The sequence below is a fragment of the Streptomyces sp. NBC_01520 genome, from assembly GCF_045040375.1.
In the GTDB taxonomy this organism is placed as follows: Bacteria; Actinomycetota; Actinomycetes; order Streptomycetales; family Streptomycetaceae; genus Streptomyces.
The window spans coordinates 5,079,437-5,101,771 of record NZ_CP109404.1; the positions used below are offsets into that span (position 1 = coordinate 5,079,437).

A 22,335-nucleotide genomic window follows, 5' to 3' on the forward strand; every position below is an offset into this window, starting at 1 on the left:
CCCGCCCGCCCCGGGACACGGGGCCCGCGCCTGCCTACGGCCGGGTCCCCACCGGCACGCCCATGATCTCGCGGGCGTGCCGGGAGGGGGTCATGCCCAGGCGCCAGGCCTGCCAGCCGTCCTCCAGGTCCACCCCGCGGTTCAGGACCACCCGGTACGCCTCCGCGCAGTCCTCCAGCTTGCCGTCCCGCAGCGGGTGGGCGGCCAGGAGCAGGTCCGCGAGCTCCTGCTGGGCCACCGCCGTACCGACCTCGCGCCGCCCGGTGAGGCGTACGGCAGCAGCGTGCACCGCAGGAACGCGGCCCAGTCCCCGCCCCGGGCGTCCCCGTACGAGGCGAACAGGCGGATCGCCTCGTCGCACAGCTCCAGGGCCTGCGCCGTGCGGTTGTTGCCGCCGTCGACCAGGGCCAGCTCCAGGCAGGTCCAGGCCTCCCCGTGGGGCACCCCGATCCGCCGGAAGTCGGCGCGGGCGTCGGCGAGGAGCTGCCGGGCGAAGCCGGAGTTGCGGAGGTTCCCCGTCTGCGCCGCACGCTGGTCGCGGGTGACCCGCCCCGAGTGGTGCCGGGCGCACGCCAGCCCGTACACGTCCCGCATCCGGGAGAACATCGTGCGGGCCCGCTCCAGCTCCCGTACGGCTTGGTCGGTGTCGCCGTCCTCCTCCAGCGCCTGCCCCAGGTAGTAGCGCGTCCACGCCTCGCCCCGGGCGTCCTCGTTGCCCCGGTGCCGGGCCAGGGCCTCGCGCAGCCGCTCCACCGCGGGGGCTGTGCCGCCGACGTCCTTGTCCAGCAGCCGGGCGCGGGCCAGCTGGGTCAGGGCCCAGGCCTCCCCGCGCTCGTCCCGGGTGCGGCCGTACAGGTCCAGGGCGGTGGACAGCGCCTCCTCGGCCCGGGCGACCTCGCCGAGGCGCAGGCAGACCTGGCCGAGCTGGAAGTGCGTCCAGGCCTCGCCGTGCAGCGACTCGCCCTCCCGGTGCAGGGCGAGGGCGGTGTCGAGCAGCGCCAGGGCCTCGGCCGGATCGGCCCGGTCACGCTCCACGGCGGCCAGGGCGTGCAGGGACCAGGCCCGGTCCTCGGCCTGCTCCGGGGATGCCTGAAGGTCGAGCGCCTCCCGCAGCCGCGCCGAGGCCTCCGTGAGATTGCCCTGGTGGTGCAGGGTGATGCCCAGCGAGCAGAGGGCGAGAGCGGCGCCCGCGTCGTTCTGCGCCTCGCGGTACAGGCCGACGACGGAGGACAGTGTGGTGCGGGCCTTGTCGAGCTCGCCGAGCTGACGGGCCGCGATGCCCGTACGCCACTGGACCGACCGCTCCAGCAGCCCCTGGTCGACCGCCTGCGTCAGCTCGCTGATCTCACCGAGCCGGTAGAGGTCGCCGCGCAGCAGGCAGTAGTCGCACAGGGCGCCCAGCAGATGGAGCACGGCCCGCTGGTCGACGCCCTCCGCGTGCCGCAGCGCCGACGTGATGAAGCTCGACTCGTCGTCCAGCCAGCGCAGCGCGGCGTCCAGCGAGCTGAAGCCGTGCGAGCCGAACTGCCCGGCGCGGGTGGACATCTTGCCGTCCACCATGCGGATCACCGCGTCGGCGAGCTCCGCGTAGTTCTGGATGAGGCGTTCCTGCGCGGCCGTACGGTCCGCCGCCTCCTCCTCGTCGAGCAGACGGGCCAGGGCGAAGGCCCGTACGAGGTCGTGCAGCCGGTAGCGCGAGCCCCGCACACGGGTGAGGAGCCCGGCCCGGGACAGGGTGTCCAGCAGCTGCCCGGCCTCCTGCTCGTCGGCGGAAAGCAGCGACGCGGCAGCCGCGGCCCCCAGGCTGGCGCGACCCGCCAGGGCGAGCCGGCGCAGCAGCCGCCGGGCCTGCCCGGACTGGTCGGTGTACCGCAGCCACAGGGCCCGCTCGACGGGCGGGACCGGGCCGTACGCGCCGAGGCCGGCCGCGAGCTCGCCACGGGTGCGCGCGCCGAGCGAGGAGCCCGCGACGCGCAGGGCGAGCGGCAGCCCGCCGCACAGCTCGACGACGGTGTCGGTGGACGGGTAGTCGTACGGCCCGTCCCCCTCGTCCTCCGCCGACTCGCGCAGCAGCTCCTCGGCGCCCGCCGCGTCCAGCCCGCCGACCGGCAGCAGATGCACCCGGGCCGGGATGCCGGCGGGCAGGTCGAGCGGCTCGCGGGCCGTGACGAGGACCAGGCTGTCGGAGCGTTCGGGGATGAGGGTGCGGACCTGGGCGGCGTCGGTGGCGTCGTCGAGGACGATCGTGACGGGGGTGCCCGTGAGGTGCTGGTGGTAGAGCTCGCCGAGGCGTCGCACCTGCTGCTCGGCGGAGGACCTCTCGCGGAAGAGGAGCTGTTCGCGCGGTGCGCCCAGCCGGTTCAGGAGGTGCAGCAGGGCGTCCCGGGTCGGCAGTGGCGCCTCCCCGGCCACGTCGCCGCGCAGATCGACCACACAGGCACCACGGAACTGGTCCTTGAGCGCGTGTGCCGCCCGCACGGCGAGCGCGGTGCGCCCGGAGCCCGGCGCGCCGTGCAGCACGACGACGGTGGGCTTCGTCTCCGTGGCGGCGCGGGCGGCGTGCACCCACTGGGCGATCTGCGCCAGTTCACTCCGGCGCCCCGCGAACGGGCCGTCGGGAGCGGGCAGATGACCGAAGGAATGTTCGAGGAGTGAGCGGGTGCGGGCAGCTGCGCTGCGGTCCCCGCCGCGCAGCTGCGCCACCACGGAGGCGGTGCGCTTCTTCGGTGCGCGCGTGGAGGCGGTCAGCATGCGCTGCTGGTCGAGGAACGGGCGGATGCCCCGTACCTCCAGCGCCGTCAGCCACTGCAGTCGCAGCTGTTCGGCGCCGCCGGGCTGACTGAGCGCGCCCGCCCTGCGATGGGCGGCGGGCCAGTGCGACACGGTCGCCCGGGCGACCGTCGTCGTCGCCCCCGCGACGGCGACGACGGCGCCCGCTCCGAGGGCCAGACCGGTCGCCGTACCGAGCGCGAGGTCCGCACCGAAGGCGGCGGCGGACGCAACTCCCGTCACCAGCAGCGGCGTTCCCAGCGAGGCCCGGCTGAACCGCTCGGACAGCGGCTTCTGCCCGGCCTGCGCCGTGTCGAGCGCCTGCGTGTACGCGGCGTACTCCTCGGCCGCGCCCGCCGCCATGGAGTCCAGCGCGCCCCGCGCACGCGCCATCAGCGCGCCGGAGTCCGTCCGCCCGCCCGTGCGCCGCGCTTCCTCCTCCACGGCCCGTACCAACAGCCGTTCGGCCTCCGCGCGATGGCTGTCCCGCATGCGTCCCCCAGGTTTCCGCGACTTCGGCCGGATCGGCTGTCATGACCACCCAGTGTCCTGCGTACGGAGCTCCAGCGCGAGAGAGCGAGGCGATCGACCGGCGGGGGAACGATGCCGTGTGCGCCCCGTGGTGGCGTGCCGCGGCAGGCGGATCAGACGGTTCCCAGATCCACGGTGACGGAAAAGGGTGCGGCGGCCTCGATCACGCCGGTGAACATCTCGCCGTCCCTGTAAGCCTTTGTGGCGGGGTCGAGGCCTGATGTGCCGGGCTGCCGGGTGTGGCGTGAGTAGGGTGATCGCTGTGAATCGCTTGGGTGGCACGACCTCGCCGTACCTGCTTCAGCATGCCGACAACCCCGTCGACTGGTGGCCGTGGTCGCCCGAGGCGTTCGAGGAGGCCCGACGGCGCGGCGTTCCGGTGCTGCTCAGCGTCGGGTACGCCAGTTGCCACTGGTGCCATGTGATGGCCCACGAGTCGTTCGAGGACGCGGAGGTCGCGGGCTACCTGAACGCGCACTTCGTGCCGGTGAAGGTCGACCGCGAGGAGCGGCCCGACGTCGACGCCGTCTACATGGAGGCCGTCCAGGCCGCGACCGGCCAGGGTGGCTGGCCGATGACCGTCTTCCTCACCGCCGACGCCGAACCCTTCTACTTCGGGACGTACTTCCCGCCCGAGTCCCGCCACGGCATGCCCTCCTTCCGGCAGGTCCTCGAAGGTGTCGTGGCAGCCTGGTCCGACCGGCGCGAGGAGGTCGCCGAGGTGGCCGGGCGCATCGTCCGGGACCTCGCGGGCCGCTCCCTGTCCCACGACGGGGAGGGTGTGCCCGGTGGTGAGGAGCTGGCGCAGGCGCTGCTGCGGCTGACCCGGGAGTACGACGAGAAGCACGGCGGATTCGGCGGGGCGCCCAAGTTCCCGCCGTCCATGGTCATCGAGTTCCTGCTGCGCCACCATGCCCGTACGGGGGCCGAGGGCGCCCTGCAGATGGCCGCCGACACCTGCGCGGCGATGGCGCGCGGCGGGATATACGACCAGCTGGGCGGCGGGTTCGCACGCTACTCGGTGGACCGGGAGTGGATCGTCCCGCACTTCGAGAAGATGCTCTACGACAACGCGCTGCTGTGCCGCGTCTACGCCCACCTGTGGCGGGCCACGGGCTCGGACCTGGCCCGGCGGGTGGCGCTGGAGACGGCCGACTTCATGGTGCGCGAGCTGCGGACCGCGGAGGGCGGTTTCGCCTCCGCGCTGGACGCCGACAGCGAGGACGCGGACGGCAGGCACGTCGAGGGCGCGTACTACGTCTGGACGCCCGCGCAGCTGCGCGAGGTGCTGGGCGAGGAGGACGCCGCGTTCGCCGCCGAGCACTTCGGGGTGACGGAGGAAGGCACCTTCGAGGAGGGCTCCTCCGTCCTGCGGCTCCCGGGCACGGGCCCGGTGGACGCGGCGCGGGTCGCCGATGTGCGGGCCCGGCTGCTGGCGGCGCGCGAGCCGCGGGTGCGGCCGGAGCGCGACGACAAGATCGTCGCCGCCTGGAACGGGCTGGCCGTCGCCGCACTCGCCGAGACCGGTGCGTACTTCGGCCGGCCGGACCTGGTCGAGCGGGCCACCGAGGCCGCCGACCTGCTCGTACGGGTCCACATGGGCGACGCCGCCCGCCTCTGCCGCACCTCGAAGGACGGCCGCGCGGGCGACAACGCCGGGGTCCTGGAGGACTACGGCGATGTCGCGGAAGGTTTCCTGGCGCTGGCCTCGGTGACGGGCGAGGGCGTCTGGCTGGAGTTCGCCGGCTTCCTGCTCGACATCGTGCTGGAACGGTTCACCGGCGAGAACGGGCAGCTGTTCGACACCGCCGACGACGCGGAACAGCTGATCCGCCGCCCGCAGGACCCCACGGACAGCGCCACCCCGGCCGGCTGGACCGCCGCCGCGGGTGCCCTGCTCTCGTACGCCGCGCACACCGGCTCGGAAGCGCACCGCACGGCGGCCGAGGGGGCGCTCGGGGTGGTGCAGGCGCTCGGCCCGAAGGCTCCCCGGTTCATCGGATGGGGGCTCGCGGTCGCCGAGGCGCTGCTGGACGGGCCGCGCGAGGTTGCGGTGGCCGGACCGGTCGGCGGGGAGCTGCACCGGACGGCGCTGCTGGGACGGGCGCCCGGCGCGGTGGTCGCCGCGGGTGCGGGCCCGGACGCCGGGTCGGAGTTCCCGCTGCTGGTGGACCGGCCGGAGGTGGGCGGGGCGCCGACCGCGTACGTCTGCCGGCACTTCGTGTGCGACGCGCCGACGACGGACGCGGGGGAGCTCGCCGGGAAGCTGGGCGGCTGACGGGCCCGGAGGGACGGCCTGGACGCGCGGGACGGCCGGGCCCGTGCGGGCCCGGCCGTCCGGGGTTCAGCTGTGCCGGGCCGCTCAGCTGTGCTGGTAGGCCACCAGCGAGATGCCGACGTAGTGCACGATGAACGCCGCGAGGGTCAGCGAGTGGAACACCTCGTGGAAGCCGAACCAGCGCGGTGACGGGTTCGGCCGCTTGATGCCGTAGATGACGCCGCCCGCGCTGTAGAGCAGCCCGCCGACGACGACGAGGACGAGCACCGCGATACCCCCGGTGCGCATGAAGTCCGGCAGGAAGAACACCGCGGCCCAGCCCATGGCGATGTAGCACGGGGTGTAGAGCCAGCGGGGCGCGCCGACCCAGAACACCCGGAAGGCGATGCCGGCCGCCGCCGCACCCCAGACCGCCCACATGAGCGGCTGCCCGGTGGACTCGGGCAGCAGGAGCATGGTCAGGGGGGTGTAGGTGCCCGCGATGATCAGGAAGATGTTGGCGTGGTCGAGCCTGCGCAGCACGGCTTCGCCGACCGGGCCCCAGGTCCCGCGGTGGTAGACCGCGCTCACGCCGAAGAGCAGGCAGGCGCTGAGGATGTAGACGGTGCAGGCGACCCGGGCCCGGGTGCTGTCCGTCAGGGCGACGAGGACGATCCCGGCGATCAGCACCGCGGGGAACATCCCGGCGTGCAGCCAGCCGCGCATCCGTGGTTTCACGGGGACAGGGTCGTCGAGTTCGACAGGTCCGGACGCGGCGGCAACAGTCATGAACGCCATGTTACCTACGCTTCCGTAGGTAACCGCCCCGAGTGGCGATGCTCACGTGTGCGGCCCTCTGGACATATGGGCGCGATCGTCGGATGATCAAATGAGTGCGGTCGGCACCGGATGAGCGCCAGGGGAAGACGAAGGGGTCAGCATCCGGGTCGCAGCCCCCACGGGGCACCTGTAAACAGACACCCTCGACAAGGAGCGATCGTGGCGCGCGACATCGCGGCTCCCCTCACTGTTCCCACCAACCACCAGGAGCTCGTCTCCTGGGTGGACGAGATCGCAGCCCTCACCGAGCCGGACCGTGTGGTCTGGTGCGACGGCTCGGAAGCCGAGTACGAGCGCCTGTGCGAGGAGCTCGTCGCGAAGGGCACCTTCACCAGGCTCGACCCGGTCAAGCGCCCGAACTCGTTCTACGCGGCGTCCGACCCGAGCGACGTCGCCCGCGTCGAGGACCGCACCTTCATCTGCTCCGAGAAGGAGGAGGACGCGGGCCCGACGAACCACTGGAAGGCACCCGCCGAGATGCGGGCCATCTTCACGGGGGACAGCTCCACCGGTGAGAACGGCGTCTTCCGCGGCTCCATGCGCGGCCGCACGATGTACGTCGTCCCGTTCTGCATGGGCCCCCTCGGCTCGCCGCTCTCCGCGATCGGTGTCGAGATCACCGACTCCGCGTACGTCGCCGTCTCCATGCGCACCATGACGCGCATGGGCCAGGCCGTCCTCGACGAGCTCGGCACCGACGGCTTCTTCGTCAAGGCCGTCCACACCCTGGGTGCCCCCCTCGCCGAAGGCGAGCAGGACGTCCCGTGGCCGTGCAACTCCACCAAGTACATCTCGCACTTCCCCGAGGACCGCGAGATCTGGTCCTACGGCTCCGGCTACGGCGGCAACGCCCTGCTCGGCAAGAAGTGCTACGCCCTGCGCATCGCCTCCGTCATGGCCCGTGACGAGGGCTGGCTCGCCGAGCACATGCTGATCCTCAAGCTCACCCCGCCGCGCGGGGAGAGCAGGTACGTCGCGGCGGCCTTCCCGAGCGCCTGCGGCAAGACGAACCTCGCCATGCTGGAGCCCACGATCCCCGGCTGGACCGTCGAGACCATCGGCGACGACATCGCCTGGATGCGGTTCGGTGAGGACGGCCAGCTGTACGCGATCAACCCCGAGGCCGGCTTCTTCGGCGTCGCGCCCGGTACCGGCGAGCACACCAACGCCAACGCCATGAAGACCATGTGGGGCAACTCCGTCTTCACCAACGTCGCGCTCACCGACGACGGCGACGTGTGGTGGGAGGGCATGACCGAGGAGCTTCCCGCGCACCTCACGGACTGGAAGGGCAACGACTGGACCCCCGAGTCCGGTACGCCCGCGGCCCACCCCAACGCCCGCTTCACCGTTCCGGCCGGCCAGTGCCCGATCATCGCGCCGGAGTGGGAGGACCCGAAGGGCGTGCCGATCTCGGCGATCCTCTTCGGTGGCCGCCGCGCCTCCGCCGTACCGCTGGTCACCGAGTCCTTCACCTGGCAGCACGGCGTCTTCCTGGGTGCCAACGTGGCCTCCGAGAAGACCGCCGCCGCCGAGGGCAAGGTCGGCGAGCTGCGCCGCGACCCGTTCGCCATGCTGCCGTTCTGCGGCTACAACATGGGCGACTACATGAACCACTGGGTGAAGGTGGGCGCCGACAAGGCGGACCAGTCGAAGCTCCCGAAGATCTACTACGTCAACTGGTTCCGCAAGAACGACGCGGGCAAGTTCGTCTGGCCCGGCTTCGGTGAGAACAGCCGCGTCCTCAAGTGGATCGTCGAGCGCCTGGAGGGCAAGGCCGAGGGCGTCGAGACGCCCATCGGGATCCTGCCCGCCAAGGGCGCCCTGGACACCGAGGGCCTCGAACTCTCCGAGTCCGACCTGGACTTCCTGCTCAAGGTCGACAACGAGATCTGGCGCGAGGAGGCCGCCCTGATCCCCGAGCACCTCAACACCTTCGGCGACCACACGCCGAAGGAGCTGTGGGACGAGTACCGCGCGCTGGTCCGGCGCCTGGGCTGATCCCCTCCCGATCCCCGCGGCCGGGCCTCCCGACATCCGCCCTGACCTGTGGGGTCAGCGGCCCGCCGCGGTGGGGAACGTGCACGAACACGCGCCCCTGGCCCCCGGAGCCCCCTCAAGGCTCCGGGGGCCGACTCTTCTCCCTCGTCCGCTCCCGCGGGCCGCGGTCACAGGCCCCGGTCCTCCAGGTACCGGGTGTGGGTCCGCCGGCGCCGGGTCTCCGCCTCGCACAGCCCGGTGGCCGGCCCCTCCGCCTCCCGGTGCAGGAGGTCCAGCTGGCGTTTCAGATGCCGCTCGGGCGGCTCGCTGCCCGGGGCGACGCGGGTCCACCACCGGGTGCGTACGAAGGTGTCGACCGACTCCGGGATGTCCTGGTGGACGAATCGCGCCAGGGCGTGGACCCCCTCCGGATCGGTGGCCAGTGCCTCCGAGACCCAGCCGGGGGCCAGCAGCCCGTCCAGCAGGTCGGTCAGCTCGACGAGCCGGCCTGCCGCCCCCGGCGGCAGGTCCACCTCCGCCGGGTACTCCCGCAGGGTCACGAAGTCCGCCCGCAGCGTCTCCAGCCGGGACGACGCGTCCGGGAACTCCGGGGCCGGCGGGCGCGTGGGCGGGGCGATCAGCGCCCCCGCGCCGTACAGCCCGGCGATCACGACCGGCCAGTACGCGCCCGCGAGCCCCGTGAAGGTGAGCGCGTACGCAACGGGAGCGGCCCCTCGGGGTCGTGGCACCCGGTCCGCGCGCCTTCGCGGCCCGCGGACCGGGGCCGTCAGTGGGCGCCGGCCAGCGCGGTCGCGGTGCGCGGTGCGAGCGCGGCGGTGTGTGCGTCCATGGCCTCTGCGGCGAGGATCGCGACGGCCGTGTCGGCGCGGGACGCGGCCACCACCAGGACCCGGCCCGCGAGGGCGTGGGCGCGGCGGTGGAGCGCGGCCGCGGGCGCGTCGGTCAGTCCGGCGTGCCGGGCGGGCGGTGCGCCGCGCAGGCGGGCCACCTGCGCCGCGATGCGGTCGCCGGTGGTGCCGAGGCCCAGCTCGTCGGTGACCGCGAGGAGTGCGGAGAGGTGTCCGGCGAGCTGGATGTCCAGCTCCTCCTCACGGGTGCGGTGCGGGAAGCCGGCGTCGTCGGCCGGTGTGTGGACCGATTTGGTGCGGATCGGCTCGTACATGGATGGCCTCCTGGCGTTGCAGTACAGCCATCCTAACCTGGATTCAGTCTAAAGTTGTCAGGAGTCCGGAAGGATTTCCGGCGGGTGCGGCGTCACGGCTGGCTGTAACCGTCCAGGAACTTCCCGATACGGGTCACGGCGTCGGTCAGGTCCTTGGCCGGCGGCAGGGTGACCACCCGGAAGTGATCGGGTTCCGGCCAGTTGAAGCCCGTGCCCTGCACGACCATGATCTTCTCGGCGCGCAGCAGGTCGAGCACCATCTGCCGGTCGTCCTTGATCTTGAAGACCTTGGGGTCGAGCCTCGGGAAGAGGTACAGCGCCCCCTTCGGCTTCACGCAGGTCACGCCGGGGATCTGCGTCAGCAGGTCGTACGCGATGTCCCGCTGTTCCAGGATCCGCCCGCCCGGCAGCACCAGTTCGTTGATCGACTGCCGGCCACCGAGCGCGGTGGCCACCGCGTGCTGCGCGGGCATGTTCGCGCACAGCCGCATGTTCGCCAGGATCGTCAGACCCTCGATGTACGAGGTGGCGTGCGCCTTCGGGCCGCAGACCGCCATCCACCCGGAGCGGTAGCCGGCGATCCGGTAGTTCTTGGAGAGGCCGTTGAAGGTGAGCACCATCAGGTCGGGGGCGATCGCCGCGGTGGGCGTGTGGGTCGCCCCGTCGTACAGGATCCGGTCGTAGATCTCGTCGGAGCAGACGACCAGGTTGTGGCGCCGGGCGATCTCCGTCAGCCCGCGCAGCATCTCGTCGTCGTAGACGGCGCCCGTCGGGTTGTTCGGGTTGATGATCACCATCGCCTTGGTGCGGTCGGTGATCTTCCGCTCGATGTCGGCGAGGTCGGGCATCCAGTCGGCCTGCTCGTCGCACCGGTAGTGCACGGCCGTACCGCCGGCCAGCGAGACCGAGGCCGTCCACAGCGGATAGTCCGGCGCGGGTACGAGCACCTCGTCGCCGTCGTCGAGCAGCGCCTGCATCGACATCTGGATCAGCTCGGAGACGCCGTTGCCCAGGTAGACGTCCTCGACACCGAGGTCGATGCCCTTGGTCTGGTAGTGCTGCATCACCGCCCGGCGCGCGGACAGCAGGCCCTTCGCGTCGCCGTAGCCGTGCGCCCCCGAGAGGTTGCGCAGGATGTCCTCGAGGATCTCGGGCGGGCACTCGAAGCCGAAGGCGGCCGGGTTGCCCGTGTTGAGTTTGAGGATGCGATGACCCGCGGCTTCCAGCCGCACGGCCTCCTCCAGCACGGGGCCGCGGATTTCGTAACAGACGCCGGAGAGCTTGGTGGACTGGATGACCTGCATGGCTGCGAGCTTACGGCCGTGTTTCGCGCGGTGCGCCCCGTTTCCGCGCCGCTTGCTCCCTACGGGTCCGTACACCGGCCCGTCCGGGCTTCCATCGCCATGCGGCCCCGGCCGCCCACCGTGGGAACGGGCGGTCGGGACGGCGGCCCGGCTTGGAATGCGGGCGTGGCCCACCGGACCGGGTGAGATGCGCCACGCGGCCCGGCACCGGGCCGGCGGGTCCGGGGTCCCCGGCACCGGGGCTCATCCGGGCAGTACGGTCCCGTCCGGGAGCCGTACGCCGAAGTCGTCGGCCAGCACGCGCAGCACCTCGGCCGGGCCGCTCAGCTCCCGCTCCGTGACCGTGCCGTCGTCGGCCGTCTCCACGAGGGTGCGGCCGGACAGGGCCCGGTGCAGGCCCGGCAGGGTGCGCTGGGCGTACACCGCCTGCCGGAAGGGCGAGCGCGGGTTCGTCGCGATGTGCCAGTTGATGACGTCGTAGTCGGGGGCCTCGAACGGCTCCAGCGTGAACTCGTACTGCGGCTCCCAGGCGCCGCCCTTCTCCGTCTGCAGCTCCCACATCTCCAGCGGTCCGTCGTGCGGGGCGTGCACCAGACGGTGACGGCGCGGGGTGTCGAGCAGTTCGGTGTCCACGACCAGCGGGATCGGCTCCAGGAGCGCACCGCTCGAACCGAAACCGACGTCGGCCAGGAACGACCCCGGGTCGTCCTGTGCCTCCACCTTCAGCAGCATGTGCGTACGCGGCCTGATGTCGCCGGGCGCGGCTCCCAGCACCACCCGCGCGGCCAGCAGGGTGACCCTGAAGCCGAGCCGGGTCAGGACCGCCGCGAGGAGGGTGTTGTGCTCGTAGCAGTAGCCGCCGCGCCCGCCGAGGACGAGCTTGGCCTCCAGGTCGGGGAGTGCGAGGGAGGGGGCGCTGTCGAGGACGGGTTCCAGATTCTCGAACGGGATGCCCAGCATGTGGGCGCGGTGCACGGACCGCAGCACCTCCACGGTGGGACGGCGCTCCCCGGACCAGCCGATGCGGGCGAAGTAGGCGTCGAGGTCGAGTGTCATGCCCCGACACTACGCAGACCGCTCAGATGTTCCTCAAATCCTGTGCGGGCCAAGGGGGTCGGGGGCAGGCTTCCCGCATGATCGGATTCGAGAAGCGGATGAAGCGGGACATGGCCGTGCTCGTGCTGCGTGACGCGCGGGAGATCACCGAGCTGCTGCGCGGGGCGCTCGACGCGGCGCCCGCCACCGAGCGCCCCGGCCTGGAACGGGCCCTCTCGCTCGTCGCCGGGGCCGGCTCGGTCACGGACGCGGAGCTGCGCGCCCGATGGGTGCGGCAGCGGCTCGCGGCGGCCGGGCACGAGGGGCCGGTCGACTCCGTGGCCGCGATCAAGGCGCTCCGCCAGGCGGAGCCGGGCCTGTCCCTCCTCCAGGCGGCGACGTACGCACGGGAGGCCGCGGCGGCGTAGGGCGTCGCCGCCCGGCGCGGCGCCGGCCTGGCCGCGCGGGGCTCAGCCGACGAGCAGGTCGATCACGCGTGCGGTGTCCTCCTCGCCGTGTCCCCCTTCCCGGAGCAGCCGCTCCATCAGGTGCAGGTACGGAGTCAGCAGTGCGGTGCTGACGCCCTGTTCCTCGGCCGTCCGCACCAGCGTGGCGCTGCCCGCGACCTGCATGGCCAGGCTGGAGACCACCCCTGACGCGTGGTCGCCGCTGTTCAGCCGTTCGGCGGTCGTGTGCGCGGCCGGGACCATGGCGGTGAGCCAGTCGACGAGGAGCGGCGCGAATCCCTCGGGGTCGATGTCCTCGCGGCGGATGAGTGCGAAGGCGTGGGTGATGCCGGAGAACGCTCCGTACATCGCGCTGAGCAGCGCCACGTCGTGCAGGGCGGCGAAGCCGGGGTCCTCCCCGACGTAGCGGGTGCCCGCGGGCACGGCCAGGGTGTGCCGGTGGTCCTCGAATGCGGCGGCCGAACCGCTGTAGAACACGTACCCGCCGGATTCCGGTATGCCGATCATCGGCGGCACCGCCATGATCCCGCCGTCCAGGAACCGGGCGCCCCGCGCCTGTGCCCGGGCGGCGCGGTCCCGCGCCCGGAGGGGGGTGCCGGTGGTCAGGTTGACCAGGTCTCTGCCCGTCAGGTCGGCCTCGGCCAGGGCCTCGTCCACGGAGTCGTCGTCGAGCAGGCAGAGCACGACGAGCCGGCCAGCGGCCACCGCCTCGCCGGCCGTGGCGGCCACGGTCGCGCCGCGGGCGGCGAACGGCTCGGCGCGCCGGGGATTCCGGTTCCACACGGTGAGCGGGTGCCCGGCGGTGAGCCAGGCGTCGGCGAGCGCGGTGCCCATGGCACCGAGCCCGAGGAGGGTGACGGGTTCCTTGTGCGCGGAGTCTTCCCGCGCGGCGTTGTCGGACATGGTCACGAGCGTCGTCGCGGGCCGCGGGGCGATCAAGTACCCACTTGGAAGTGGGTGGTTACGCTGGGGTGAGTGACCAGCTGGGAGGCACAGGCCATGGGGACCGTTCGGCGGCCGGGTTCGTACATCTGCGGGATCGACGCGGCGATGGACGTGATCGGCGGGAAATGGAAGGTGCTGATCCTCTGGGCGCTGAACGAGCGGACGCTCCGCTTCGGCGAGTTGCGCAGGCAGGTGCCCGGGGTGACCGAGAAGGTGCTCGCGTCGCATCTGCGCGAGCTGGAGGGGGACGGCATCGTGCACCGTGAGGAGCATGCCGAGGTGCCACCCCGCGTGGAGTACTCACTGACGCCGCGGGGCGTGGCGCTCAACGACGCGCTGGAGCCCCTGGGGGCGTGGGGACGGGAGAACGTCCTGCGGGACACGGCCGCGGAGGCGGCGTCCGGCTGAGGACCGTCCGTGCGCCGGTGCCGATGCAGGTGTGGCCGGCGTGCCGGCCGTCGCGGTCAGGGGGCCTGCGGCGGTTCCAGGCGGGCCGGCCAGGCCGTGAGCAGCGTTTCGAGCTGCGCGGCCTCCTCCGGGGGACGGGGCGGCCAGCAGCCCGCGTTCGTTGCGCATGTGCGCGGTGAACGCCTGGCCGATCAGATCCAGCCCCGCCGGGGTGAGCGCGACGACGCGTCCCCGGCCGTCCGCCGCCGGGCGGCGGCGGGTGACGAGACCGTCGCGTTCCAGCCGGTCGTTCCGCTTCGTCACAGCTCTGCGGGCCGGCCCAGGTGCCGGCGGGGGTGTTCCTCGGCCGGCCCGTGACGGGGAGGGCGAGGGGGGTTCGTGCGGCCGCGCGGGCGAGGAGGGCCCGTACGGCCGCACGGGCCGCGCGGTCCGTGCGCTGATCCGGCCGGCGCGGCCCGTGGACCGATCCGTCCGGTGTGGCTCGTGTGCCGATCCGTCCGGCGGCTTGATTCCGCCCCTTGTTGGAGATCCCTTCCGTGCGCAAGCATGCGCATGTCAAAACCGGAGGAACTCCGGTGACAGACGCATCTGGAGGGGACCCCCACATGAACAAGCCTCTCGTCGGCGCACTTCTTTCCGTCCTGTTCCTCGGGGCGGGCGTCGCACCCGCTGCCGCGGCCACGAGCCCGGACGCGACCGGAGTCCGAGCCAAGGCGGTCACCTTCGCCGGCACGGTCGCACTCAGCAACTGTTCCGGCTCGGTCGTCCGGGCGCCCTCGTCGCTGCCCGGCGACCCGGCCCTCGTCCTGTCCAACGGCCACTGCCTGGAGACCGGCTTCCCCGACCCGGGCGAGGTCCTGCTCAACCGGTCCTCGACCCGCAGCTTCACCCTGCTGAACGCGGCGGGCAGCGGTGTCGGCACCCTGCGGGCCAGCAAGATCGCGTACGGGACGATGACGGACACCGACGTCTCGCTCTACCAGCTCACCCGCACCTACGCCCAGATCGAGAGCTCCTACGGCATCAAGGCCCTGGAGCTCGACGCCGCGCGCCCGACACAGGGCACCGCCGTCACGGTCGCGTCCGGGTACTGGAAGCGCACCTACAGCTGCGCCGTCGACGGGTTCGCGTACCGCCTCAAGGAGGGGGCCTGGACCTGGAAGGACTCGGTCCGCTACACCTCGGCCTGCCAGACGATCGGCGGCACGTCCGGATCCCCGGTGATCAATGACGCGACGGGCAAGGTCGTCGCCGTCAACAACACCGGGAACGAGGACGGGCAGCAGTGCACGGACAACAACCCGTGCGAGGTGGACGAGAACGGCACCGTGACCGTCCGCGAGGGCATCAACTACGCCCAGCAGACCTACGGCATCGTGCCGTGCATCGGCGCGGGCAACCAGATCGACCTGAACCGGGCCGGCTGCGCGCTGCCCAAGCCGTAGCCGTGGGGGCGGGGCGGCCGGTCAGACCCGTGCCCGGCGGCCCGCGCCCCGCACCGCCCGGCCCGCCAGGGTGGAGGTCCGCTTTCCGTCCTCGATGACGAAGCGGCCGTCGATCAGGACGTGCGGGATGCCCACCGGCAGGGTGCGCGGCTCGTCGAACGTCGACCCGGCCGCCACCGTGGCCGGATCGAAGAGGACCAGGTCCGCACGGTAGCCCTCGCGGACCAGGCCCCGGTCCGGCAGGCGCAGGCGGGCGGCCGGACGGGACGTGAGGTGGGCGACGCACTCCTCCAGGGAGAGGATGCCCAGCTCCCGTACGTACCTGCCGAGGTACTGGGGAAACGTGCCGTACGCGCGCGGGTGCGGCTTGTCGCCCTGGAGGATGCCGTCGCTGCCGCCGGTGTGCACGCGGTGACGCATGATCTGCCGGACGTTCTCCTCGTGGCCGACGTGCTGGAGGATCGTCGTCCCGAGCCGGTCCTCGACGAGCAGCCGACGGGCGGTCACCCAGGGGGCCTCGCCGCGCAGCCGGGCGGACTCGGCGACCGTACGGCCGACGTACGCGGCCAGGTCCGGTGAGCCGACCCCCGAGATCTCGATGGTGTCCCACTCGATCGGGACGCCGTGGCAGCCGTCGGATCCCAGGACCTCCAGGTGGTGGCGGATCCGCTCCGCCGTCGCCCCGTCCGCGAGCCGGGTCGTGACCGACTCGGGCCCGCCCTCGCTCGCCCAGCTCGGCAGCATCGCGACGAGGGTCGTGCAGCCCGGGGTGTACGGATAGGTGTCGAGTGAGATGTCGGCGCCGGCCGCGAGGGCGTCGTCCAGGAGCGAGAGGAGGTCCGGTGCCTTCCCCTTGTTCACGCCGAAGTTCATGGTGGCGTGGGCCAGATGGAGGGCGCAGCCGGCGTTGCGGGTGAGCTGCACCATCTCCTCGTACGCGGCGAGCGCCCCCGCGCCGTACGAGCGGTGGTGCGGGCAGTAGTAGCCGTCGTGTTCCGCCACCACCCGGCACAGCTCGGTGAGTTCGGCGTCGTTCGCGTACATCCCCGGGGTGTACGTCAGGCCCGAGGACATGCCCACCGCGCCCTCGGCCATGCCCTGCGCGACGAGTTCCCTCATCCGGGTCAGCTCGGCGGCGGTGGCGGGGCGGTCCTCCCAGCCGACGGCCAGCATCCGGACGGTGCCCTGCGGGACGAGGTAGGCGGCGTTGACGGCGATGCCCTGGCCGTCGAAGTTGCGGTCGAGGCGGTCCAGGTAGCCGCCGACGGTGCGCCAGTCGAAGTCGATGTCGCCGCCGTCGCCGTTCCAGCCGGCGATGGAGCGGCGGACCTCGGCGAGGGTGCGGTCGTCGGCGGGCGCGTACGACAGGCCGTCCTGGCCGAGGACCTCCAGGGTGACGCCCTGGGCGGCCTTCGCGCTGTGGTCGGGGTCGCGGAGCAGGGCCAGGTCGCTGTGGGCGTGCATGTCGACGAAGCCGGGGGAGAGCGCGAGGCCGTCGGCGTCCAGGGTGCGGGGGGCGGTGGGGCGGGGGCCGTCGCCCTCGCCGCGTATCTCGGCGATCCGGCCGTCGTCGATGCCCACGTCGGCTCGGTAGGCAGGGGTGCCGGTGCCGTCGATGACGGTCGCGTTGCGGATGACCAGGTCCATGGTGTGGCTCGCCTTTCAGGGGTGTTTCTTCCCCGCCCCGCCCTTGCCCGGGGCTCCGCCCGGACCCCGCTCCTCCATCGCCGGAGGGGCTTGAATTCCGCCGCGTCCGGCACATCACACCTGCCTGGCGGCACGATCAAGCCCGTCCGGCGATTGAGGAGCGGGGTCCGGGGGCGTGGGGGTCCGGGGCGGAGCCCCGGTTACGGGAAGGGGCGGGGTGGGGGGAAGCACCCCGCAGGGATCAGAAGAACGTGCGGATGTAGTCCGTGACCGTGCCGTCCGCCCGCACCAGCGGAATCAGCTGCCACTTGTCGAACGACGTGCAGGGGTGCGAGAGGCCCATCCCGACCCAGTCACCCACCTCCAGCTCGGCGCCCGCCTCCGTACGCACCCAGGTGTGCTGGTCGGACAGACCCGTGACCGTGATGCCGGTGGCGGCCCGCTCGGAGCCGTCGCGCCCGGACCGTACGACCTGCGCCTGCGGGAGGTCGAGGTCGTAGGCCGCGTCCCGCTTGCCCGCGTTGAGGAACGCCTGGTCGCCGGAGGGGCGCGAGACGACCTGCGCCCAGAGCCGGAAGGCGGGCCGCAGGGCGCCCTCCTCCGGGACCCGGTTGAACGGGGTGATGCGCAGGTAGTGGCCGTCGTCGTGCGAGACGTACGCCCCGGAGCGCAGCAACTTGCAGACGGGACGGGAGAGTTCGGGAATCTCCGCGAACACGTCGGCCACCGCGTCGAACCACGCGCTGCCGCCCGCGCTGATCAGGATCTCCTCGCCGCCGGCCAGCGCGGTGAGGCGGCCGGACGCGTCGAATCCGGCGGCCAGCGCGACGAGGCGGCGCAGCCACTCCCGTACGCGCTCGGGGGAGGCGTCCGGCACCTCGCCCTCGTAGCCGGCGACGCCCACCAGGCGCAGGGTGGGCGCGGCGGCCACCGCGTCGGCGACCGCCACGCAGTCCGCCTCCGTGCGGGCGCCGGTGCGCGCGCCCTCGCCCGCGCCCAGCTCCACCACGACGTCGACGGGGCGGGAGGCGCCCGCCGCGCGCAGCGCCTCGTCCATCAGCTCGACGCCGCGCACGGAGTCGACGTAGCAGACGAACGTGAAGTCCGGGTCGGCGTCCAGCTCACCCGCCAGCCAGCGCAGCGCGACCCCGTCGACGACCTCGTTGGCCAGGAAGATCCGCCGGATGCCGTACGCCCGGTAGACCCGCGCCTGGTGGGGGACGGCCGCGGTGATGCCCCACGCGCCGTGTTCCAGCTGGCGGGCGAAGAGCTGCGGGGACATCGACGTCTTGCCGTGCGGCGCGAAGGCCAGGCCGTGCCGCTCCGCGTACGTCTCCAGCAGGGCCAGGTTCGCCTCGACGGATTCGGCGGACAGGGCCAGCACGGGAGTGGTGAAGCCGCCCGTGAAGAGGTTGCGGCGCTCGGCCGCCAGGGCGCCGACGGTCAGCCCCTCCGCGTCGGGCGGCAGCGCCTTGAAGCGGTGGTCGACCACTTCACCGGCGAGGGCCGTCACGGACTGTTCGACGGACTGCTGGGCGGCCAAGGGATCCTCCTCGGGAACACGGAGTGTTGCATTGTCTGCAACGGTCATTGCGCACATCGCTTGAGGCTGTCTAACATCCGAGCCGACGCCGGGTCAATGGTGAGCACCGGCGCCCGACACGAGGAGCCCAGAGTGCCCGGACCCGCAGCCAGGACAGCCACCGCGGACGCGGACGTCGTCTGCCTCGGTGAGTCCATGGTGACGTTCCTGCCCTCGCAGCCGGGCCGCCTCGCCGACGTACCCACCTTCGGCCGCGGGATCGGCGGCGCCGAGTCCAACGTCGCCTGCGCGCTGGCCGCAGGCGGGCACCGGGCGAAATGGGTCGGCCGGGTCGGAGCCGACGGCTTCGGCGACCACCTCGTCGACACGATCGCCGGCTACGGGGTCGACACCTCCGCCGTGCGCCGCGACCCGGACCGTCCCACCGGCATCTACTTCCGCACGGCGGCGGACCGGGCCACCGACACCCACGAGGTGGCGTACTACCGGGCGGGATCCGCCGCCTCCGCGATGTCCCCGGACAACGTCCCGTACGAGGACCTCCTCTCCACGCGCGTCCTCCACCTCTCCGGCATCACCGCCGCACTCTCCGCCGACTGCCTGGCGCTCCTCCACGACCTCACCGCCCCTCGCGACGGCCGCCCGCTGATCTCCTTCGACGTCAACCACCGCCCCGGCCTGTGGCGGAACGGCGACGCGGGCGAGGTCCTGCTCGCCCTCGCCCGCCGCTGCGACCTCGTCTTCGTCGGCGAGGACGAGGCGGAGGAGGCCTGGGGCGTGCGCGGGACAGCGGCGGTCCGTGAGGCGCTGCCGGAGCCGGCGGTGCTGGTCGTGAAGCGCGGCAGCGAGGGCGCGACGGTGTTCTCACGCGGCGAACGCGTCACCGGCGGCATCACCGACACCGTCACCACCGTCCCCGCCCTCCACGTAGACGTCGTCGCCGCCGTCGGTGCAGGGGACGCCTTCGCCGCCGGATTCCTCTCCGCCACCCTGCGCGACCTCCCCGTGCGCGACCGGGCCCGGCACGGCCACCTGATGGCCGCCGCCGTCCTCACCGTCCCCGGCGACCTCACCGACCCCCCGGCCCGCGCGCACACCGACCGCCTCGCGGCCCTGGACGACGCGGCCTGGGGCACACTTCGTCTCGGCCCCGGCTGGACAGCAGCCGATGGGGCGAACGAGGAGGTACGAGTCACATGAGCCAGACCGTCGACCGCGCGCTCAGCATCCTGCCGCTGCTCGCCCAGGGCCCCGCCGACCTCGGCCAGGTCGCCGAGCGGCTCGGCGTCCACAAGTCCACGGCACTGCGCCTGCTCCGCACGCTCCACGAGCACGGACTCGTCCACCGCCAGCAGGACCAGCGCTACCGCCTCGGCGCCCGGCTCTTCGCGCTCGCGCAGGAAGCGGTCGAGAACCTCGACGTCCGTGAGATCGCCCACTCCCACCTCGTCGAGCTCAACGAACAGTGCGGGCACACCGTCCACCTCGCGGTGTACGAGGAGAACGAGGTCCTCTACATCGACAAGGTCGAGAGCCGCTACCCGGTGCGGATGTACTCGCGGATCGGGAAACCCGTCGCGATCACCGTCGCCGCCGTCGCCAAACTGCTCCTGGCCGACCTCACCGAGCCGGAACGGCGCGCGATCGCCGAGCGGCTCGACTACCCCATGTACACGTCCCGTTCGATCCCGAACGCCGGCGCGTTCCTCAGGGAACTCGCCGTCGTACGCGAACAGGGCTGGGCCACCGACCTCGGCGGCCACGAGGAGTCCATCAACTGCGTCGGCGCGCCCGTCCGGGGCGCCGACGGCCGGGTCGTCGCCGCCATGTCGGTGTCCGCGCCGAACGTGGTCGTCACGGCCGAGGAACTCCTCACCCTGCTCCCCCTGGTGCGCCGCACCGCCGACACCATCAGCCGGGAGTACTCCGGCACCACCCCCGTCAAGAAGGCCTGAACCGTCATGACCGAGAAGACCGCTCTCACCCCCAGCACCCACACCACCCCGCCCGCCAGGTTCTCGCACGGGGTCAAGAAGGGGAACATCCTCCAGGTCGCCGGACAGGTCGGCTTCCTGCCCGCCGTGGAGGGCCAGGCCCCGACCCCGGCCGGCCCGACGCTGCGCGAGCAGACCCTGCAGACCTTCGCCAACGTCAAGGCGATCCTGGAGGAGGGCGGCGCGAGCTGGGACGACGTGATGATGATGCGCGTCTACCTCACCGACGTCGACCACTTCGCCGAGATGAACGCGATCTACAACGCGTACTTCGAGGAGCAGGGGCTGAAGGCGCCCGCCTCCGCCCGTACGACGGTCTACGTCGGCCTCCCCGCGGGACTGCTCATCGAGATCGACGCCCTCGCGGTCCTCGGCTGACCCGCTTCCCCCACCGCCCCACCCCGCATCACGGCCCGGCGCCCCGTCCCCGTCGCACGGGAGCGCCGTGCCGCGCTCCGCCCTGCCCCGAAGGACCCTGCCACCCCCCGGAGTTGACCGAACATGCTGCTCGCTGCCCCACCGGCGCCGGCCGAGACACCACCGCACACCGGTGGACTGCTCCTCCTGATCGACGGCACCGCGGGTCTGCTGACCGTCGCCGCCCTCGGTATCGCGCTGCTCCTCCTCCTGATCATCAGGATCAGGCTGCAGCCGTTCGTCGCGCTGCTCGCCGTCTCCATAGCCGTCGGCCTGGGTGCCGGTCTCTCCGTCACCGAACTCTTCGGCACGGTCCAGAAGTCCGCCGCGGTGTCCGTCATCGAATCCGGCATGGGCGGCATCCTCGGCCATGTCGCGATCATCATCGGCCTCGGCACCATGCTCGGTGCGATCCTGGAGGTCTCCGGCGGCGCCGAGGTGCTGAGCACCCGCCTCCTGAACCTCTTCGGTGAGAAGCGCGCCCCGCTCGCCATGGGCCTCACCGGCCTGATCTTCGGTATCCCGGTCTTCTTCGACGTCGGCATCTTCGTCCTCGCGCCGATCGTCTACGCCGCCGCCAAGCGCTCCGGAAAATCGATCCTGCTGTACGCGATGCCACTGCTCGCGGGCCTCTCGATGACCCACGCGTTCCTGCCGCCGCACCCCGGACCGGTCGCCGCCGCGGGCCTCTTCGACGTCTCGCTCGGCTGGGTCATCCTGATGGGCGCCGTCGTCGGCATCCCGTCCGTCCTCGCCGCATGGGCCTACGCCGCCTGGATCGGCAAGCGCCTCTTCGTCGAGGTCCCGCAGGACATGGTCGAGGCCGCCGAGGAGGCCAAGGAAGCCGTCGCCGCCGAACAGCGCGCGAGCGGAGTCACCCCGCGCGAGAAGCCCGTCGCGCTCGGCACCGTACTCGCGATCATCGGTACGCCGCTGGCGCTGATCCTCGCCGCTACGTTCTCCTCCATCGCGCTGGACCCCTCCACCCCGCGCTCCGTCATCGAGTTCTTCGGCAACCCGTTCGTCGCCCTGACCATCGCCCTGCTCCTGGCGTACTACCTGCTGGGCATCCGGCGCGGCTGGTCCCGCAAGTCCCTCGAATCCGTCTCCACGTCCTCGCTGAAGCCGGTCGGCAACATCCTGCTGGTCGTCGGCGCGGGCGGGATCTTCGGAGCCGTGCTCAAGGGCAGCGGCATCGCGGACGCGCTCGCCGGCACGTTCAACGACATCGGCCTGCCGGTCGTCCTGCTCGCCTGGCTGATCTCCGTGGTGCTGCGCGTCGCGCAGGGCTCGGCGACCGTCGCGATCGTCACCACCGCCGGCATCGTCGTCCCACTGGTCGAGGGCCAGGGCATGTCGCAGCCCCACCTCGCGCTGATCATCATGGCGATCTCGGCGGGGTCGATCTTCGCCTCGCACGTCAACGACGGCGGCTTCTGGATGGTCTCGAAGTACTTCGGCATCTCGGAGCGCGACACCCTGAAGTCCTGGACGGTCCTCGAAACGGTCCTCTCGGTGGCCGGGTTCGTCGTCGCGGCGGCACTCAGCCTGGTGATCTAGCCTCTTTCGT

17 protein-coding genes and 3 pseudogenes are annotated in these 22,335 nt (G+C 72.5%); 9 read left to right on the forward strand and 11 right to left on the reverse strand.

The genetic code is table 11. The features are described from left to right. Window positions 1-34 precede the first annotated feature (34 nt). Window positions 35-3,261 (reverse strand): annotated as a pseudogene (locus tag OG524_RS23275) (tetratricopeptide repeat protein). 152 nt (window positions 3,262-3,413) lie between these two features. Continuing rightward, window positions 3,414-3,515: pseudogene (locus tag OG524_RS23280) on the reverse strand (Uma2 family endonuclease); the annotation flags it as partial. A gap of 5 nt (window positions 3,516-3,520) precedes the next feature. Here OG524_RS23280 and OG524_RS23285 point away from each other — a divergent pair. Continuing rightward, window positions 3,521-5,578, forward strand: a complete 2,058-nt coding sequence (locus OG524_RS23285) for a thioredoxin domain-containing protein (protein WP_405811611.1) — start codon at window positions 3,521-3,523, stop codon at window positions 5,576-5,578. A gap of 84 nt (window positions 5,579-5,662) precedes the next feature. Here the strand turns inward: OG524_RS23285 and OG524_RS23290 are convergent, their stop codons facing one another. Beyond that, window positions 5,663-6,346 carry a hemolysin III family protein gene (locus OG524_RS23290; protein ID WP_405388907.1) on the reverse strand — a complete coding sequence of 228 codons (684 nt, stop codon included), beginning with the start codon at window positions 6,344-6,346 and terminating at the stop codon, window positions 5,663-5,665. Between the two features lie 210 nt (window positions 6,347-6,556). Between OG524_RS23290 and OG524_RS23295 the strand changes: the two genes are divergently transcribed. Continuing rightward, entirely contained in the window at window positions 6,557-8,398 is a 1,842-nt protein-coding gene (locus tag OG524_RS23295; protein WP_405388906.1) for a phosphoenolpyruvate carboxykinase (GTP), read from the forward strand. 167 nt (window positions 8,399-8,565) lie between these two features. On the opposite strand, the gene OG524_RS23300 is transcribed toward OG524_RS23295, so the two are convergent. The 4 genes from OG524_RS23300 to OG524_RS23315 form a co-directional block, all read right to left on the reverse strand. Then, entirely contained in the window at window positions 8,566-9,126 is a 561-nt protein-coding gene (locus OG524_RS23300; RefSeq protein WP_405811612.1) for a hypothetical protein, read from the reverse strand. 38 nt (window positions 9,127-9,164) lie between these two features. After that, on the reverse strand, window positions 9,165-9,560 hold the full coding sequence (locus tag OG524_RS23305; RefSeq protein WP_405388903.1) for a hypothetical protein: 396 nt from the start codon (window positions 9,558-9,560) through the stop codon (window positions 9,165-9,167). Window positions 9,561-9,652: 92 nt separating this feature from the next. After that, the gene (locus tag OG524_RS23310; protein ID WP_405388902.1) at window positions 9,653-10,864 is read right to left on the reverse strand and encodes a pyridoxal phosphate-dependent aminotransferase; all 1,212 of its coding nucleotides are present in this window, start codon (window positions 10,862-10,864) and stop codon (window positions 9,653-9,655) included. Window positions 10,865-11,107: 243 nt separating this feature from the next. Next, the gene (locus OG524_RS23315; RefSeq protein WP_405811613.1) at window positions 11,108-11,920 is read right to left on the reverse strand and encodes an arylamine N-acetyltransferase; all 813 of its coding nucleotides are present in this window, start codon (window positions 11,918-11,920) and stop codon (window positions 11,108-11,110) included. A 77-nt stretch (window positions 11,921-11,997) separates the two neighbouring features. On the opposite strand from OG524_RS23315, the gene OG524_RS23320 reads away from it, so the two are divergent. Beyond that, complete coding sequence (locus OG524_RS23320) at window positions 11,998-12,327, forward strand: hypothetical protein (RefSeq protein WP_405388900.1); 330 nt, start codon at window positions 11,998-12,000, stop codon at window positions 12,325-12,327. A gap of 42 nt (window positions 12,328-12,369) precedes the next feature. Here OG524_RS23320 and OG524_RS23325 read toward each other — a convergent pair whose 3' ends face one another. After that, the gene (locus tag OG524_RS23325) at window positions 12,370-13,269 is read right to left on the reverse strand and encodes an NAD(P)-dependent oxidoreductase (RefSeq protein WP_405811614.1); all 900 of its coding nucleotides are present in this window, start codon (window positions 13,267-13,269) and stop codon (window positions 12,370-12,372) included. A gap of 96 nt (window positions 13,270-13,365) precedes the next feature. Between OG524_RS23325 and OG524_RS23330 the strand changes: the two genes are divergently transcribed. Continuing rightward, entirely contained in the window at window positions 13,366-13,719 is a 354-nt protein-coding gene (locus tag OG524_RS23330; RefSeq protein WP_405393119.1) for a winged helix-turn-helix transcriptional regulator, read from the forward strand. 56 nt (window positions 13,720-13,775) lie between these two features. Here the strand turns inward: OG524_RS23330 and OG524_RS23335 are convergent. Further along, a pseudogene (locus tag OG524_RS23335) lies at window positions 13,776-14,025 on the reverse strand (MarR family winged helix-turn-helix transcriptional regulator); the annotation flags it as partial. A gap of 299 nt (window positions 14,026-14,324) precedes the next feature. On the opposite strand from OG524_RS23335, the gene OG524_RS23340 reads away from it, so the two are divergent. Beyond that, window positions 14,325-15,164: a serine protease gene (locus tag OG524_RS23340; protein ID WP_405388898.1), complete on the forward strand. Its 840-nt coding sequence runs from the start codon at window positions 14,325-14,327 to the stop codon at window positions 15,162-15,164. Between the two features lie 21 nt (window positions 15,165-15,185). On the opposite strand, the gene OG524_RS23345 is transcribed toward OG524_RS23340, so the two are convergent. Both OG524_RS23345 and OG524_RS23350 read right to left on the reverse strand, forming a co-directional pair. Continuing rightward, entirely contained in the window at window positions 15,186-16,811 is a 1,626-nt protein-coding gene (locus tag OG524_RS23345; RefSeq protein WP_405388897.1) for an amidohydrolase family protein, read from the reverse strand. Window positions 16,812-17,052: 241 nt separating this feature from the next. Beyond that, complete coding sequence (locus tag OG524_RS23350; protein ID WP_405811615.1) at window positions 17,053-18,402, reverse strand: alanine racemase; 1,350 nt, start codon at window positions 18,400-18,402, stop codon at window positions 17,053-17,055. An 84-nt stretch (window positions 18,403-18,486) separates the two neighbouring features. Here OG524_RS23350 and OG524_RS23355 point away from each other — a divergent pair, with 84 nt between their 5' ends. The 4 genes from OG524_RS23355 to OG524_RS23370 all read left to right on the forward strand — a co-directional run bounded on the left by OG524_RS23355 (window position 18,487) and on the right by OG524_RS23370 (window position 22,325). Next, window positions 18,487-19,554, forward strand: a complete 1,068-nt coding sequence (locus OG524_RS23355) for a sugar kinase (RefSeq protein WP_405388895.1) — start codon at window positions 18,487-18,489, stop codon at window positions 19,552-19,554. Beyond that, entirely contained in the window at window positions 19,551-20,309 is a 759-nt protein-coding gene (locus OG524_RS23360) for an IclR family transcriptional regulator (protein WP_405388893.1), read from the forward strand. Before OG524_RS23355 ends, OG524_RS23360 begins: the two co-directional genes overlap by 4 nt. A gap of 6 nt (window positions 20,310-20,315) precedes the next feature. Continuing rightward, window positions 20,316-20,726 carry a RidA family protein gene (locus tag OG524_RS23365; protein ID WP_405388892.1) on the forward strand — a complete coding sequence of 137 codons (411 nt, stop codon included), beginning with the start codon at window positions 20,316-20,318 and terminating at the stop codon, window positions 20,724-20,726. A gap of 123 nt (window positions 20,727-20,849) precedes the next feature. Further along, window positions 20,850-22,325 (forward strand): GntP family permease, encoded by a 1,476-nt coding sequence (locus OG524_RS23370; protein ID WP_405388891.1) that lies wholly within the window; start codon window positions 20,850-20,852, stop codon window positions 22,323-22,325. The last annotated feature ends 10 nt before the right edge of the window (window positions 22,326-22,335 follow it).